Genomic DNA, 14,715 nt, shown 5'->3' with positions numbered 1-14,715 from the left:
TGCCCGCGGACCCTGAACATGAGCGCGCCATTCCGATCCCGAAAGAGCCTGTCGCCGGATGAAAGCCGTTCGTGCGAAATCAGGCCTAAAGCGCCGGTTTTGCTCGGCATTGTGCTGCCGGTGCTGGGCAGGGAAACGCCGCAACGCGAAAACCAGCGCATGGCGGATACGGCAATCGGCGGGATGTCGTCAAAGGCGCCGCGACACCTTGAAGAGTCAGGTCAGCAACCCGTCCACCGGCTTCACGATTCCGGTGCGCACCTTGCGGCGATTCAGGATCGGCGCGTTCATGAATTTCAGCGTCGCCGGATGCTCGGGCGCAAGCACACCGATGCGCACCAGCAAGGCGGCGATGGTGCAATTCGCGGCCCGCGTGCTGCCATCCGCAACTTTCAGCGCGATGCCCAGCTTCCTGGTCGGCGCGATGGCCACAAAGAAGCCTTCGGCGCCCGTCTTCAGCGCCACGGGCTCGCGGCAGGCTTTCATCAGCTCGGTGCAGGCGCGTTTCTCGCCCGCCACCAGCAGCGGATTGGCGATCATCGCCTCGCGCAGCCGCACCGCAGCGTCCTGCCGCGCGCCACCGCCTTCGGTGGCATTGGCGAACCAGCCCATGGCGCGCCCCATCCCGCGCATCGTGGTGATCGAGTTGGGCGCATTGCACCCGTCGGGGGCAAATCCGGGGCTGCGCTCTCCGGTCAGTTCCTCGAACGCCTCGAAACAGGCGCGCTGCACCGGGTGGTCCGGGTCCACGTATTCGGGCCCGCCGTTCAGGTGCTTCGACAGGGTCATGAACCCGGCATGCTTGCCGGAACAGTTGTTGTGCACCTGGCAGGGCGAACCGTCGGTCTTGATCAGGTGATTGAACGCGGCACGGTCCTGCGGCATCTGCGGGCCGCAGCGGAAATCGTCGTCGCTCAGGCCCAACCCGTGGATCCAGTCGTTCACCGCATCGGTATGCACCGCCGCGCCCTGGTGCGACGCGCAGGCCAGTGCCAGTTGCTGCTGGGTCAGGCCGAACGCATCCGCCGCACCGCTATCGACCAGCGGCATCGCCTGGATCATCTTGGCCGAGCTGCGCGGATAGATCACCGTGTCCGGGTCGCCCCATGCCTCGATCACCTCGCCTTGTGCATTGCAGATCACGGCATGGCCCAGATGCAGGCTTTCCACGATGTCTCCACGCCAGATTTCGGTCAGGGGAACGGCATTCTTCACTTGGGGCCTCCGGTCGTCGGGCTGGTCGTCTCGGCGCGTCATTCCTACGGCGAAAATTCGCCAATTGCACCTTTCATGTCTCGCGTGTTTCAGGCTAGTATTGCAATGTCGAGAAGGAAATGGCTGCACGTGCAGAAAATCCCGTCAGGGGATGAGTGCCGCCAGGGACGATTGAGGCAAAAGGACAGCTTGGAGGCTGGACAAATGGGATCATTCAAAGCATTCGGCACCGCCGCGGCCCTGTTGGCCATGGTCGCGTCGGGCGCAACCGCACAAGACGAAAGCACCAACCAGGTCGCCGCGAAAACCGCGTGGAGCGTGTTCGAGGACGCCGACCCGAAAGAGTGCTGGGCCGTCAGTTCGCCGACCGAAACGGTGAACACCAAGGATGGGCGCGTTGTTGCCGTCCGCCGTGGCGATATCCTGCTGATGACCTTTTTCCGGCCCGGTGCCGGGGTGCAGGGACAAATCACCTTTACCGGCGGCTATCCCTTTGCGGGCGGGTCGACCGTGAACGTGAATATCGGCGGATCGGAATTCGAGATGTTCACCGAAGGTGAATGGGCCTGGCCGGCCAGTGCAGCGGACGACGCCAAGATCATCGCGGCGATGAAGCGCGGGTCCGATGCGGTTCTGACCGCGCGGTCGGGGCGCGGGACGGTCACCAAGGACACGTTCTCGTTGCTGGGCTATACCGCCGCCATGGAAGAAGCCGAGAAGCGCTGCCAGTAAATCCCCCGGTGGTCAGGGTGTGACGTCGCGCGGGGCTGCCGCGCGGCGCAAACGGTCGTTGATCGCGCGGCCCAGGCCGGTTTCGGGAATGGGGGAGACGGCAATCGCCCCTGCCTTGCCCGCGTCCAACGCGTGAAGTGCGCGAAAGAGCGTCGCCGCCGCCTCGACCAGGTCGCCGGTCGGTGACAGGTTGAGGTCGCAGTCCATCGGGCCGAACCCCAGAAATGCTTCACCCTGTCGCGCCGATGTGGCGTTCAGGCGGACCCGTGCGCCCGGTGCGTAATGCGACGTCATCTGCCCCGGTGCGGTCAGGGTGTCGCCCTCCGCGTGCTGCGCGAGGGTCGTGCCGAGCGCGGCCTCGACCGCCTCTGCCGGAATGCCGCCGGGGCGCAGAAGGGTCGGGGCGGCGGCAAGCCCCAGTATGGTCGATTCCAGCCCCACGTCACAGGACCCGCCCTCGATGATTGCCTCGATCCGGCCCGAGAGGCCGGCGGTCACATGCGCCGCCTCGGTCGGGCTGATCCGCCCCGAGGGGTTGGCCGAGGGGGCCGCAACCGGCCCGCCAAAGGCCCGCAGCACGTCCTGCGCCACTGGGTGCGCGGGCACCCGCACTGCCAGTGTCGGCAAGTCGGCCGTCACCAGCGGCGACAGGCCGGCATCGGCCCGGATCGGCAGCACCAGCGTCATTGCGCCGGGCCAGAAGGCCGAGGCAAGGATCTCTGCCGCGTCCGACCACTCTACCAGCGCCTTGGCGGCTTCGGCATCCGGGACATGCACGATCAGGGGGTTGAACCGTGGCCGCCCCTTGGCCTCGAAGATGCGCGCAACGGCGATGTCGTCCCGCGCATCCGCGCCCAGGCCATAGACCGTCTCGGTCGGGAATGCGACAAGCCCGCCCGCGCGCCAGACCTCTGCCGCCTGCGCGTATCCGTCCGCATCGGCGGTCAGGTGTCTTGTTTCAATCGCCATGGCTGGTCTGACGCCGCGTTTCTGTTGCCGTGCCGGGCGGGTTCAATAGTGTTGATGCCAAGCCCAAGTCACAGTTACAGATGCGCGTGCCGGATTCCAAGCCGCGCCGACATCGCCATTCGGGAGAGACCGATGCCATACCGTGCCCCTGTCGAGGATTTCCAGTTCCTGTTCGATCACGTGGTCGGCCTTGACCGCGTGACAGCCACCGACCGCTTCGCCGAGGCAACGCCGGATGTCACCTCCGCCATCCTGACCGAGGCCGGCAAGCTGTGCGAAGAGGTTCTGGCCCCCCTGCAACGTCCCGGCGACCTGCATCCCGCCAGGCTGGAAAACGGCGTCGTGCGCACCAGCCCCGGCTATGCCGAAGGCTACAAGGCCATCGCCGAGGGCGGCTGGGTCGCCATCGCCGCCGATCCCGAACATGGCGGCATGGGTCTGCCCATGACCGTGACCACCGCGGTGAACGAGATGATGTCGGGCGCCTGCCTGTCGCTGCAGTTGAGCCCGCTGATGACCCAGGGCCAGATCGAGGCGCTGCAGCATCACGCCAGCGACGCGCTCAAGGAAATTTACCTGCCCAGGCTGGTCAGCGGCGAGTGGACCGGCACCATGAACCTGACCGAGGCGCAGGCCGGCAGCGACGTGGGCGCGCTGTCCACCAAGGCCGTGCCCAACGGCGACGGCACCTATGCCATCACCGGGCAGAAGATCTATATCAGCTGGGGCGACAATGATTTCACGCCCAATGTCTGCCACCTCGTGCTGGCCCGCCTGCCCGATGCGAAACCCGGCACCAAGGGCATCAGCCTGTTCCTCGTGCCGAAATTCATCCCCGACGAGAACGGCGACCCGGGCCGCGCCAACGATCTCAAGGTCGTCAGCCTGGAACACAAGATGGGTCTGCATGGCAGCCCCACGGCGGTGATGCAATATGACGGTGCCACCGGCTGGCTGGTGGGCGAGGAACATGACGGGATGCGCGCCATGTTCACCATGATGAACAACGCCCGCCTGGGTGTCGGCACACAGGGTGTCGGGGTGGCAGAGGGCGCCTATCAGCACGCGCTGGCCTATGCGCGGGAGCGCAAGCAGGGCCGCAGCACGATAGAGAACGGCACCGGCACCATCATCGACCACGCCAATGTGCGCCGGATGCTGGCCACGATGAAGGCCGAGACCTTTGCCGCCCGCGCCATCACGCTGGCCTGTGCCGCCGCCATCGACATGGAAACCGCCACCGCCACGCCCGACTGGGCCGCCCGCGCCGCGTTCCTGACGCCGATTGCCAAGGCGTTCGGCACCTATACCGGCATTTCCGTCGCCAACATGGGCATCCAGCTGCATGGCGGCATGGGCTTTATCGAGGAAACCGGGGCCGCCCAATACCTGCGTGACGTGCGGGTGACCGCGATCTACGAGGGTACCAACGGTATCCAGGCGATGGATCTGGTGGGCCGCAAGCTGATGGACGGGGGAGAGGCCGCCTATGCCCTCCTCGACGAGATCGAAAGCACCGCCGAGACCGCCCGCGCAAAGCACCCCGAGCTGGCCGAGCCCGTCTGGCAAGCCACCGAATCGCTGCGCGAGGCGACCGAGTGGATGGTCGCGCAGACCGAGATGAACAATCGCTTCGCCGGGGCCGTGCCGTTCCTTCGCGCATTTGCCCGGGTGCTGGGCGGCCACGCGCATCTGCTGGCCGCGATGCATGACACCGACGGAACCCGCGCCCGGCTGGCGCGGTTCTACATCACCCGGATCCTGCCCGAGACGCAGGCGCATATCGCGCATGCCACTGCGGGGTCCGATGACCTCTACGCGCTTGCCCCAGAAGACTTCGCAGCCTGATGGCCGACGGAAGCAAGATCACCACTCCCTGGGACGACGCCCCCGATCACGGCGCGGCCGTCGAGGTCGCGCCCGGCATCCTGTGGATTCGCCTGCCCCTGCCCATGGCGCTGGATCACGTCAACATCTACGCGCTGGACGAGGGCGACAGCTGGACCATCGTGGATACCGGCGTGCGCACCAAACGCACCATCGCGCTGTGGGAGGACGTGCTGGCCGGGCCGCTCGAGGGCAAGCCCGTCTCCCGCGTGATCCTCACCCACCACCACCCCGACCATATCGGCATGGCCGGCTGGCTGATGGACCGCTTCGGCGCGGACCTTCTGATGACCCGCACCGCCTACCTGATGGCCCGGATGCTGATACTCGACGTCGAGGAACGCCCCACGCCCCAGGCACTCGAATTCTGGCGCCGCGCGGGCATGGATCCCGAGATATTCGAAGCCCGCAAGAACGAACGCCCCTTCAACTTCGCCGACAGCTGCGCGCCCATCCCGGTGGGCTATACCCGCCTGCAACAGGGCGGCACGCTCACCGCCGGGGGCCGCACCTGGGACATCCATGTCGGCCACGGCCACGCGCCCGAACACCTGACGCTCTGGTCTCGCGACGATGCGCTGGTCATCGCGGGCGACCAGATCATCTCGTCCATCAGCCCCAATATCGGCGTCTACCCCACGGAACCCGACGCCGACCCGCTGGGTGAATGGCTGGACAGCTGCGCGCGCCTTTCGGCCCTCGCCCGCCCAGATCAACTGGTCCTGTCGGGTCACAAGCTGCCTTTCACCGGCCTGCCTACCCGGATGCGCCAACTGGCCGAGAATCACCACGGCGCGCTCAAACGGCTGGAAAAACACCTCGCCACGCCCCGCACCGCCGCCCAGTGTTTCCCGCCGCTCTTCAAGCGCAGGATCGACGGCGGCACCTACGGGCTTGCCCTGGTCGAAGCGGTTGCACATCTCAACCACCTGCATCAGGCTGGCCGCATCACGCGGACCCTGAACGACGACGGCGCGTGGCTCTGGCAAGCGAAGGACTAGACCCGCCATGGACGACAAGATCGAGACCACCGCCGAACATGTCGAACGCGCGGTCTTCGCCCGCTGCCACGAGGTTCACGCCGATCCGGACACGCGCTGCACCGAGGTGCCCGAGAAACTGGCCAACAAGCAGGCCGTGGCTGAAAAAAGCCCCGCGCAATGGGCCTACGAGCGGCTGATTCTCTATATCCAGAACTTCGAGAAGACGCTCGACAACGAACACGAGGTCGCCATGGGCTTCGCCGGCGGCGGCCCCGGCACCCTGCGGATCGAGGGGATGGGTTATTTCGACCCCGACATCGTCACCTTCTACGGCTCCGATCCGTCGGGCGCCAAGACCCAGCTGATCCAGCATGTCAGCCAGCTTGGCGTGATGCTCCGCGCCCTGCCCAAGCCGCCCGAGACCGCCGAGCCGGTGCGCATCGGCTTCCGCCTGGCGCAGGATCTCGAAACCTCTGCCTGACTGCGACGTTCCGGGCCGTGACAGCCACATCGGAATCCGTTATCCAGTCGCAAACAGTGACAACCGCACACAAGGATCGTGATCATGGCCAACGAACACAAGCACGGCGAAATGGATATCAAGGTTCAGGAAAAGACCTTCGAGGGCTTTCTGAAGGCATCGACCTACGTCGCGGCCGGCTCCATCATCTTTCTGATCCTGCTGGCGATGATCAACGTCTAGGCCGCGCGTCGGCCAACCGACAGGCATGCGACGCCCCCGCAGGACACTGAGGGGGCGTTTTGTTTTGCCCTGATCTGCCCGCAAAAGCGTGCCGCGTCACCCCACCAGGTACAGCATCAGGTACAGCGCAAAGCCGCCCGAGAGAATCGCCGCGATGATGTTCCGGGTCCATCCCCCGACAACGACGGTGACCGCCGCCGCGACCAGCCGCGCCGGGTCAGGCTCTCCGTCCGTTGCCGCGGGCCACAGCACCAGCGGCGCAACCAGCCCCGGAAGGATCGCGACGGCGGTATAGCGCAGGTGCCGCAACAGCCATGGCGGCAGCGGCCTGTCCCCGACGATGCCGATGAAAAAGAACCGCAGTGCGTAGCTGCCCAGCCCCAGCAGGACGATCACGGTCCAGACGGTCGCGCTGTCCATCACACGCTCCCTTCGGGCTGCGTCCGCCGCTCGATCTCGGCGCCCGTCATCATCGCGGCAATCCCCGCCACGAAGAGGCCAAGGTTGTAGGGCAGAAAGGCGAAGACCAGCGCCCCAACGACCGAGACCAGCGCAGCCGCCAGGTGCGCGCGCGTGCGCAGCATCGGCATGATGAGCGCGATAAAGGTGATCGGCACCGCGAAATCCAGCGCCATCCAATCGGGGATGGAACTGCCCAGCACCGCGCCGATGCCCGTGAACAGGTACCAGAACGGGCAGACCGGCACGACCGTCCCCCAGAAATAAACCAGCTTCTGGCGCAACGACCAGTCCCGGTTCTCTTCGAACCGCATGTGGGCCAACGCATAGCTCTGGTCGACGATGAAATAGGCCGCCAGCGCCCGGTGCCACAGCGGCGCGGCCCCCAGATAGGGCGTCAGCGCGGCGGAATACATCGCCATCCGCAGGTTCACCGCCAGCGCCGAGGCCAGAACCAGGATCACCGGCGCGTTGTCCACCATCAGCGCCAGCGCCGTGAATTGCGCCGCCCCCGCGATCACGGCAAAGGAAAAGGTCAGCGCCTCCAGCACGTTCAGCCCGGCTTCGGTCGCCACCACGCCAAACAGCGTGGCAAACGGCGACACGACCAAAATAAAGGGGGCCGCATCGCGTACCCCTTTGAAGAAAATCGACTTGTCGGTTTCCGTTGTCATCCGAAGATCTTACGTTACCAATTACTCTAGGATGCCTATCCTGCAATTAGAGGGATCGCAATTGGCGAAGACCGACAATCTGAACGCGTACATCATTGCCCCCGACCCCAAGGCGCCGCGCCTGACGCGGGCCGTCGACGGCGTGGACCATGACGGCAATCCGACGAATATCGCCGTCGTCGAGGAACGCCCTCTGACGATCTTCCTCAACGGGCAGGAAATCGTCACCGCCATGACCATCGGCGATTACCCCGACTATCTCGCCCTCGGCTTCCTGCGAAACCAGGGGATGCTCAAGGACGGCGAAACGGTCAAGGGCGTCGATTACGACGAGGATCTCGAAACCGTCGTGGTCCGCACCGATGGCGAAACCACCTACGAGGAAAAGCTGAAGAAAAAGACCCGCACCTCGGGCTGTGCCGTCGGCACCGTCTTCGGCGACATGATGGAGGGGCTGGAGGACACGACCCTGCCCGACCTGCGGGTCAAAACCTCGGACCTCTACGCGCTTTCGGCGACGATCAACCGCACGCCGTCGCTTTACCTCGAGGCCGGGGCGATCCACGGCACCGTCCTCTGCCAGGGCGACCGCCCGCTGGTCTACATGGAGGATGTCGGCCGCCACAACGCCGTCGACAAGATCGCCGGCTGGATGCTGTCGGAAGGCGTGTCGCCCGATGACAAGCTGCTCTACACCACCGGGCGGCTGACCTCCGAAATGGTCATCAAGACCGCCCTCATGGGCATCCCCGCGCTGGCCTCCCGCTCGGGGTTCACCGCCTGGGGGGTCGAGATCGCGCGTGAGGTCGGCCTCACCCTGATCGGCCGGATGCGCGGCCGCCGGTTTGTCTGCCTTGCGGGCGAGGAACGTTTGGTGCGCGACGCCGACCCGTCCTCGATCCCGGACGAGGACAAGAAGCGCCGTCGCAAAAGCGCCGACGCATGAGCTACCAGTTCCAAAGCAACGCCCCGCTCGGCGTCGAGCTGTTCATCAAGGCCTCGCACCGCCAACCCGTGATGAACGCGCTTCACCGCGCCTACCTGCCGATGCAGGCCTTCATCCTCGGCCTGATGATCTTCGTCATCGCGGGATGTATCGCCATTGGTCTCCTGCTGATCGCATGGCTCGACGTGGACGGCATGATCGGTACACTTCTGCTCACGCTGCTGCCCTTCGCCGTCGCGGCGCTCATCTGGTTCGGCTTCATGCGCAGCATCGCGCGCGGTATGTACCGCCGAATGCTCGACTCACCGCTCTACAATGGCCCTGTCCGCTACGACGTATCGCAAAAGGGCTTCGCCATGACCTCCGACACCGCCCACTGGTCGGTGGATTGGCCCGCAATGGACAAGGTCACGCGCCACCCGTCGGGCCTCTTCATGTATGCCGGCGGTTTCATCTACGCCATCCCGAAAGAGGCCGCGCCCGCCGATCAATATGACGCCATGTGGGACGACATCAGACACTGGTTCGAGGCCTCGCAATGACCGGGCCTCTCGGCGTGATCCTCGCGGGCGGTCTCGCCACGCGCATGGGCGGCGGCGACAAGGGGCTGTTGCCGCTGGGCGGCGGCACGATCCTGAATCAGGTCATTGCCCGCCTGTCGCCGCAAGTGGCCGGCATGGCGCTCAACGCCAATGGAGACCCCTCCCGCTTCGACGCGTTCGGCCTGCCTGTTTTGCCCGACCCCCTGCCCGATTTCCCCGGGCCTCTCGTGGGCGTTCTTGCCGGGCTCGACTGGGCCGCGACGCGGGGTGCCGACACCATCGTCACCGTTGCCGCCGACACGCCCTTCTTCCCGGAAAACCTCGTCTCCCACCTCTCCGACACGGCACAGGACATGCCCCACTCGCTCGTCCTTGCCGCCACCCCGCGCGGCGCGGACGAGAAAACCAAGTCCATGTCCCGCTCCGGCCTGATCCGCCATCCCACCTTCGGCCTCTGGCCCGTGGCCCTGCGAGACGACCTCCGCGCGGCCTTGCAGGACGGTTTGCGGAAGGTCGTGATCTGGACCGAAAAACACGGCGGCCGCGAGGCGCTGTTTGACATCCCCGGCGATCCGTTCTTCAACGTGAACACGCCCGAGGATCTGGCGCGCGCGCAGGACATGATGAAAGACCACGGATGAAACTATACGGTGTCGTAGGGTGGAAGAACGCCGGCAAGACCGGCCTGATGCAACGCCTGGTGACCGAGATCACCGGGCGCGGCGTCTCCGTTTCCACCGTCAAGCACGCGCATCACCGCTTCGACGTCGATCATCCCGGCAAGGACAGCCACCGTCACCGCGTCGCCGGCGCTACCGAGGTGCTTCTGGCCTCGCGCAACCGCTTTGCCCTGATGCACGAGCTGCGCGACGAGGACGAGCCGTCCCTCGACGCACTCCTGTCCAAGCTTGCGCCCGTCGACCTGGTCCTGATCGAAGGCTACAAGCGCGACGCCCATCACAAGGTCGAGGCGCACCGCTCGGTCACGGGCAATCCGCTCATTGCGCCCGATGACCCTACCGTCCGCGCCGTGGCCAGCGACACCGCGCTCGACCTCGACCGCCCGGTCTTCGACCTCGACGACACCAGGGCCATCGCCGATTTCATCCTTTCCGAGACGGGTCTGTGAAGACATTCGACACGGTCGCCATCGTCGATTGGTCCGGCGGAAACGACACTGGGACCAGACCCCGCAAAGACGCGATCTGGCTGGGCATCACCCGCGACGGAACCGATGCCGAACCGCAATACATACGCAACCGTATTGAGGCCGAGGCGATCCTCACCGATCTCATCGCAACCGAGACCGCCGCCAATCGCCGCCTTTTCATCGGTCTCGATTTCCCCTTCGCCTACCCGTCGGGCTTTGCCCGCGCCCTCACCGGCACCGACGATCCCTTCGCCGTCTGGGAATGGCTGGCCGATCACGTCTCCGACAGTCCCAAGGCCAACAACCGCTTCGAGGTCGCAGGCCAGATCAACCGGGCCCTCGGCAACGGCATCGGCCCCTTCTGGGGCAATGGCCGCCCCAATCACGATGTCCCCGGCCTGCCGCGCACCAAACATGGCTACCACAACCCCTTCCCCGACCGCCGCGCAGTCGAAGAGCACGCCAAGGGCAGCTTTACCTGCTGGCAACTCTCCGGTGCCGGCGCGGTCGGCGGCCAGGTCATTACCGGCCTGCCCGTCCTGCACCGCCTGCGCCAGAGCTTCCCCGGGCTGATCGCCACATGGCCCTTCGAGCCGCTCGACAAACCCGTCGCCCTGGTGGAAATCTGGCCCGGCCTCATCAACCCCATCGTCAAGCGGACCCAGACGCAGGGCGGCATTCGCGATGCCCACCAGGTCCGCCTGCTGGCCCGCGCCGTCGCCCGCTTGCACCCCGGTGCGCTGGCCGCCATGCTGGACGTCGACGCCCCTGTCGAAGGCTGGATCATGGGGCTTGGACACGAGGACAAACTGATGGCCGCCGCCGACGACATCCTGCACCCCCCGCCGCTGCGCGACGACTGTTTCGCCCTGCCCGCCGGTGTGGACTGGACGCCGGTGGACGAGGCGCTGGCCCTGCTGCAAGACCGGCTTCACCCGGTCGTCGGCACCGAAACCCTGCCCCTCGACCGCGCCCGCGGCCGGATCCTTGCCGCCGATGTGACTGCCAAGAGGGCCAACCCGCCCCTGCCCAACACCGCCGTCGACGGCTATGGCTTCGCCCATGCCAGCCTGACGGACGGCAACCAGACCCTGCCCCTCATCCCCGGCCGCGCCGCCGCCGGCATGGCGTTCGAGGGCACCGTGCCCCCGGGCCACGCCATCCGCATCCTCACCGGCGCCGCGTTGCCCCGGGGCGTCGACACCGTCATCCTGCAAGAGGACGTCACCGCCAGCGACACCGCCATTGCCTTCCGCCCCGGCATCAAGCCCGGCGCCAACACCCGCAAGGCGGGCGAGGACGTGAAGGAAGGCGACACGATCCTTCGCCAGGGCCGCAGGCTCACCCCGGCTGACCTCGCGCTCCTCTCGGCCACCGGGAACATCGACCTTACGGTCCACACGCCGCTGCGTGTCGCGGTGCTGTCCACCGGCGACGAGCTGGTCGAACCGGGCGCCACCGCCGCCGCGGGCCAGATCTTCGACGCCAACCGCCCCATGCTCCTGGGCCTGGTCGAACAATTCGGGTTCACGCCGATCGACCTGGGCCGCGTCCCCGACGACCGCGAGACCCTTCGCGCCACACTCGACCGCGGCGCGCAACAGGCCGACGTGATCCTCACCTCGGGCGGGGCCTCGGCGGGCGACGAAGACCACGTCTCGGCCCTCCTGAACGAGGCCGGCGCGATGTCGCAATGGCGCATCGCCGTCAAGCCGGGCCGCCCCCTCGCGCTCGGCCTCTGGAACGGCACCCCGGTCTTCGGCCTGCCCGGCAACCCGGTTGCCGCGCTGGTCTGCACACTGATCTTCGCCCGCCCCGCGATGGGCCTCCTGTCGGGTCAGGGCTGGCGTCACCCGCAGGGCTTTCAGGTCCCCGCCGCCTTTTCCAAGTCCAAGAAACCCGGCCGCCGCGAATACCTGCGCGCCCGGGTCACCGACGGGCAGGCAGAGGTCTTCAAATCCGAAGGTTCGGGCCGCATCAGCGGCCTCAGCTGGGCCGACGGGCTGGTCGAACTGCCCGACGGTGCGGCCACGATCTCCCCCGGCGACCCGGTCACCTACATCCCGTTCGCCAGCTTTCTCTAGGCACTCGCTTTCACTGGTCCCGGAATACTCCCGCCGGAGCCACCGGCCACGCGTCCAACCACCGACGCCAAGACACCCTGCGCGGCAAGGCCGCTCCGCCTATCTGTCGTCATAGCCTTTCTTCTGCGCCTGGTAGAGCCGCGCGTAAAGCCTGTTCTCGGCCAGCAGGTCCTCGTGCCGGCCCTGCTCCACCAGCTGCCCGGATTCCAGCACGAATATCCGGTCCGCATCCGCGATCGAGCTCAGCCGGTGCGCCACCACGATCGTCGTCTTGCCTTTGGTCAGCCGGGCCAGCGCCGATTTGATCCGCTCCTCCGTCGCCTGGTCCAGCGCCGAGGTCGCCTCGTCCAGGAGCAGGATCGGCGCATCGCGCAGGAACGCCCGCGCAATCGCGATCCGCTGTTTCTGCCCGCCCGACAGCTGCGCCCCCTTGGGCCCCACCGGCATCTCGCCGCGCGCCCGGATCAGGTCGGCGATCTCGGCGTCCTCGGCCGCCTGCCAGACCTGCGCGTCGGTCGCCTTCGGATTGACGTAACGGATGTTGTCCCAGATCGACGCGTTGAAAATGACGATATCCTGCGCCACCACCGAAAACGCCCCGCGCAGCGCCGCCACCTGCAGGTCCCGGATGGGCGTCCCGCCAAAGGTGATGTCACCTCCCTGCACGTCGTAGAGGCGCGACAGCAGCGACAGGATCGTCGTCTTGCCCGACCCGGTCGAGCCGACGATGGCCGACACCTTCCCCCCCTCGAACGCCATGTTCAGGCCCCGGAACAGCGGCTGATCCGGCGAATAGGAGAACGTCACGTCCTTCAGAACGATATCCCCGCCGGTGTCGAACGTCGTCTTCGCCCCCTCGGCATCCCTGATGCTTGGCTCCTGGTCGTAAAGGCTCCGCACCCGGTCGAGCAGCACCAGGCTCGATTGCAGCCCGCCGAAGAACTGTGCCAGCAGGCGCGCGGGGTCGAAGACCATGACCATGCCCAGCAGGAAGGTGATGATCCCCGCGCCGTCCACGTCATACGCGGGCGACAGCACCATGTAGCCCCCGCCCCCGATCACCAGCACATAGACAAAGGCCGAGCTGAGGTCGATCGACGGCAGCACCAGCGCCTGGGTCACCTGCACCCGGGTCGTCAGCCGCCGGATCGCATCGGTCCCGCGCATCAGCCGGTCCTTCTCGACCTCCTCCTGGCGGGCGATCTTGACGGTGCGCATCCCGTTCACCGTCTCCTCGATCCCGTTCATGTAGCCGCCCAGTGCCTCCTCGGCCTCGCCCTGGGCCTGTTTCACCCGGTCCGAGACGAAATTCATCACCACGATGATGAACGGCAGCACCACGATGGCCGACACGAACAGGATCGGGTTCTTCCAGATAAGGTACCCCGACACCACGACCACCGTCACCGCGTCGCGCAGCGCGCCCGCCACGCCCAGGCCCACGAAGGCGCCGATCTGCTGCGTCTGCGTCACCAGCTTCTGGATGATCTCGCCGGACTTGGTGCGCTCGAAATAGGCAAGGTCCAGCGACATCAGATGCCCCACCAGATCCCGCCGCATCTCGAAGATCGCCTGGTTCGACACCTTGACCGTGATCATCGGCGCCAGGAAGGACACCACGCCGCGTACGGCGAACAGCACGAACACGACGATACAGACCTCGATCAGTTCACGCATCGCGCCCGCCTCGAAGATCACCCGCAACCCGTCCTCGGTCAGTGCCAGGAACTGCTGGTAAACCAGCCCCTGCACCAGGATCAGCAGCAGAACCAGCAGCAGCTTGCCCCGATGCTTGCGCAGGTAGTTCCGCCAGAACCACCGCATGTTCCGCTTGTCCGCGTCGCTGTACAGCGGCTGGCGTGTCTTGGTTGGGGTATCGCTCATGTCAGGTGCAGTCCGATCGCTTCTCAACTGACGCCTATAGAGGGTTCAATCCCAAAGGTCAGCCCCCCGCGCGGACGCCCCTTACCAGACGCGATGATGATCGCGACCGTGTCGCGCCCCCAGCCGGTTAACAGCCGCGAAGCGGCCCGGCCATCGTCAGCCCCTCCCTTGGGCTGGCGATTTGGCTGAGGCTGGGCACAACGACTATTCTGTGGATGCGTTTGGCCGGCATAAAGTGCTTCCTATTTGCCCTCGGATCGCCACCCCAGGGGCTGACGCTCGCCTCCGTCTTGAACGGCAACTCCGTCCGCATAGCCGAGGCCCGGGATAATGAAACCGCCCCCGCATAATTCCGCGCGACCATTGGCCTGTTCGGAACCTGATTGCGTTCAGGCTCACCCGTGCTCCTCCAACATATCTTGTACCGAGCCTGCCCGCGCCGACGCCCCCTTTTCCTCTGGCCAAAAATATCCTGGGGGAGGCCCGG

The 14,715-nt window shown here is 66.3% G+C and carries 15 protein-coding genes; 10 read left to right on the top strand and 5 right to left on the bottom strand.

Annotation, left to right across the window (positions count from 1 at the left end):
• Positions 1 to 216 precede the first annotated feature (216 nt).
• Complete coding sequence (locus KUV49_RS05415) at positions 217 to 1,257, bottom strand: asparaginase (RefSeq protein WP_222451954.1); 1,041 nt, start codon at positions 1,255 to 1,257, stop codon at positions 217 to 219.
• 162 nt (positions 1,258 to 1,419) lie between these two features.
• Between KUV49_RS05415 and KUV49_RS05410 the strand changes: the two genes are divergently transcribed.
• Entirely contained in the window at positions 1,420 to 1,947 is a 528-nt protein-coding gene (locus tag KUV49_RS05410) for an invasion associated locus B family protein (RefSeq protein WP_261391401.1), read from the top strand.
• A 12-nt stretch (positions 1,948 to 1,959) separates the two neighbouring features.
• Here the strand turns inward: KUV49_RS05410 and KUV49_RS05405 are convergent, their stop codons facing one another.
• On the bottom strand, positions 1,960 to 2,916 hold the full coding sequence (locus KUV49_RS05405) for an L-threonylcarbamoyladenylate synthase (RefSeq protein ID WP_222451953.1): 957 nt from the start codon (positions 2,914 to 2,916) through the stop codon (positions 1,960 to 1,962).
• Between the two features lie 132 nt (positions 2,917 to 3,048).
• Between KUV49_RS05405 and KUV49_RS05400 the strand changes: the two genes are divergently transcribed.
• The 4 genes from KUV49_RS05400 (at position 3,049) to KUV49_RS05385 (ending at position 6,489) form a co-directional block, all read left to right on the top strand.
• Complete coding sequence (locus tag KUV49_RS05400; protein ID WP_222451952.1) at positions 3,049 to 4,764, top strand: acyl-CoA dehydrogenase; 1,716 nt, start codon at positions 3,049 to 3,051, stop codon at positions 4,762 to 4,764.
• On the top strand, positions 4,764 to 5,804 hold the full coding sequence (locus KUV49_RS05395; protein WP_222451951.1) for an MBL fold metallo-hydrolase: 1,041 nt from the start codon (positions 4,764 to 4,766) through the stop codon (positions 5,802 to 5,804). The genes KUV49_RS05400 and KUV49_RS05395 overlap by 1 nt, the downstream gene beginning before the upstream one ends.
• A 7-nt stretch (positions 5,805 to 5,811) precedes the next feature.
• On the top strand, positions 5,812 to 6,267 hold the full coding sequence (locus tag KUV49_RS05390) for a hypothetical protein (RefSeq protein WP_222451950.1): 456 nt from the start codon (positions 5,812 to 5,814) through the stop codon (positions 6,265 to 6,267).
• Between the two features lie 84 nt (positions 6,268 to 6,351).
• Complete coding sequence (locus KUV49_RS05385; RefSeq protein ID WP_152494134.1) at positions 6,352 to 6,489, top strand: aa3-type cytochrome c oxidase subunit IV; 138 nt, start codon at positions 6,352 to 6,354, stop codon at positions 6,487 to 6,489.
• Positions 6,490 to 6,585: 96 nt separating this feature from the next.
• Here KUV49_RS05385 and KUV49_RS05380 read toward each other — a convergent pair whose 3' ends face one another.
• On the bottom strand, positions 6,586 to 6,909 hold the full coding sequence (locus tag KUV49_RS05380) for an AzlD domain-containing protein (protein WP_222451949.1): 324 nt from the start codon (positions 6,907 to 6,909) through the stop codon (positions 6,586 to 6,588).
• A complete protein-coding gene (locus KUV49_RS05375; protein ID WP_222451948.1) occupies positions 6,909 to 7,622 on the bottom strand; it encodes an AzlC family ABC transporter permease in 714 nt (237 codons plus the stop codon). Before KUV49_RS05375 ends, KUV49_RS05380 begins: the two co-directional genes overlap by 1 nt.
• A gap of 31 nt (positions 7,623 to 7,653) precedes the next feature.
• Here KUV49_RS05375 and fdhD point away from each other — a divergent pair, with 31 nt between their 5' ends.
• Genes fdhD through glp form a run of 5 tightly spaced genes read left to right on the top strand, consistent with a single transcriptional unit; the run spans position 7,654 to position 12,344 of the window.
• Positions 7,654 to 8,568: a formate dehydrogenase accessory sulfurtransferase FdhD gene (fdhD, locus tag KUV49_RS05370; RefSeq protein WP_222451947.1), complete on the top strand. Its 915-nt coding sequence runs from the start codon at positions 7,654 to 7,656 to the stop codon at positions 8,566 to 8,568.
• Positions 8,565 to 9,110, top strand: a complete 546-nt coding sequence (locus KUV49_RS05365) for a YcxB family protein (RefSeq protein ID WP_222451946.1) — start codon at positions 8,565 to 8,567, stop codon at positions 9,108 to 9,110. Before fdhD ends, KUV49_RS05365 begins: the two co-directional genes overlap by 4 nt.
• Entirely contained in the window at positions 9,107 to 9,751 is a 645-nt protein-coding gene (mobA, locus tag KUV49_RS05360) for a molybdenum cofactor guanylyltransferase MobA (RefSeq protein ID WP_222451945.1), read from the top strand. The genes KUV49_RS05365 and mobA overlap by 4 nt, the downstream gene beginning before the upstream one ends.
• A complete protein-coding gene (gene mobB / locus KUV49_RS05355; protein WP_222451944.1) occupies positions 9,748 to 10,239 on the top strand; it encodes a molybdopterin-guanine dinucleotide biosynthesis protein B in 492 nt (163 codons plus the stop codon). The genes mobA and mobB overlap by 4 nt, the downstream gene beginning before the upstream one ends.
• The gene (gene glp / locus KUV49_RS05350; protein WP_222451943.1) at positions 10,236 to 12,344 is read left to right on the top strand and encodes a gephyrin-like molybdotransferase Glp; all 2,109 of its coding nucleotides are present in this window, start codon (positions 10,236 to 10,238) and stop codon (positions 12,342 to 12,344) included. The genes mobB and glp overlap by 4 nt, the downstream gene beginning before the upstream one ends.
• A 99-nt stretch (positions 12,345 to 12,443) precedes the next feature.
• Here glp and KUV49_RS05345 read toward each other — a convergent pair whose 3' ends face one another.
• Complete coding sequence (locus KUV49_RS05345) at positions 12,444 to 14,228, bottom strand: ABC transporter ATP-binding protein (protein WP_222451942.1); 1,785 nt, start codon at positions 14,226 to 14,228, stop codon at positions 12,444 to 12,446.
• Positions 14,229 to 14,715 lie beyond the last annotated feature (487 nt).

The sequence above is a fragment of the Roseovarius atlanticus genome, assembly GCF_019802205.1.
GTDB lineage: Bacteria > Pseudomonadota > Alphaproteobacteria > Rhodobacterales > Rhodobacteraceae > Roseovarius > Roseovarius atlanticus_A.
The sequence above is the reverse complement of the archived record's forward strand: the minus strand, read 5'-3'. Positions and strand labels throughout refer to the sequence as shown.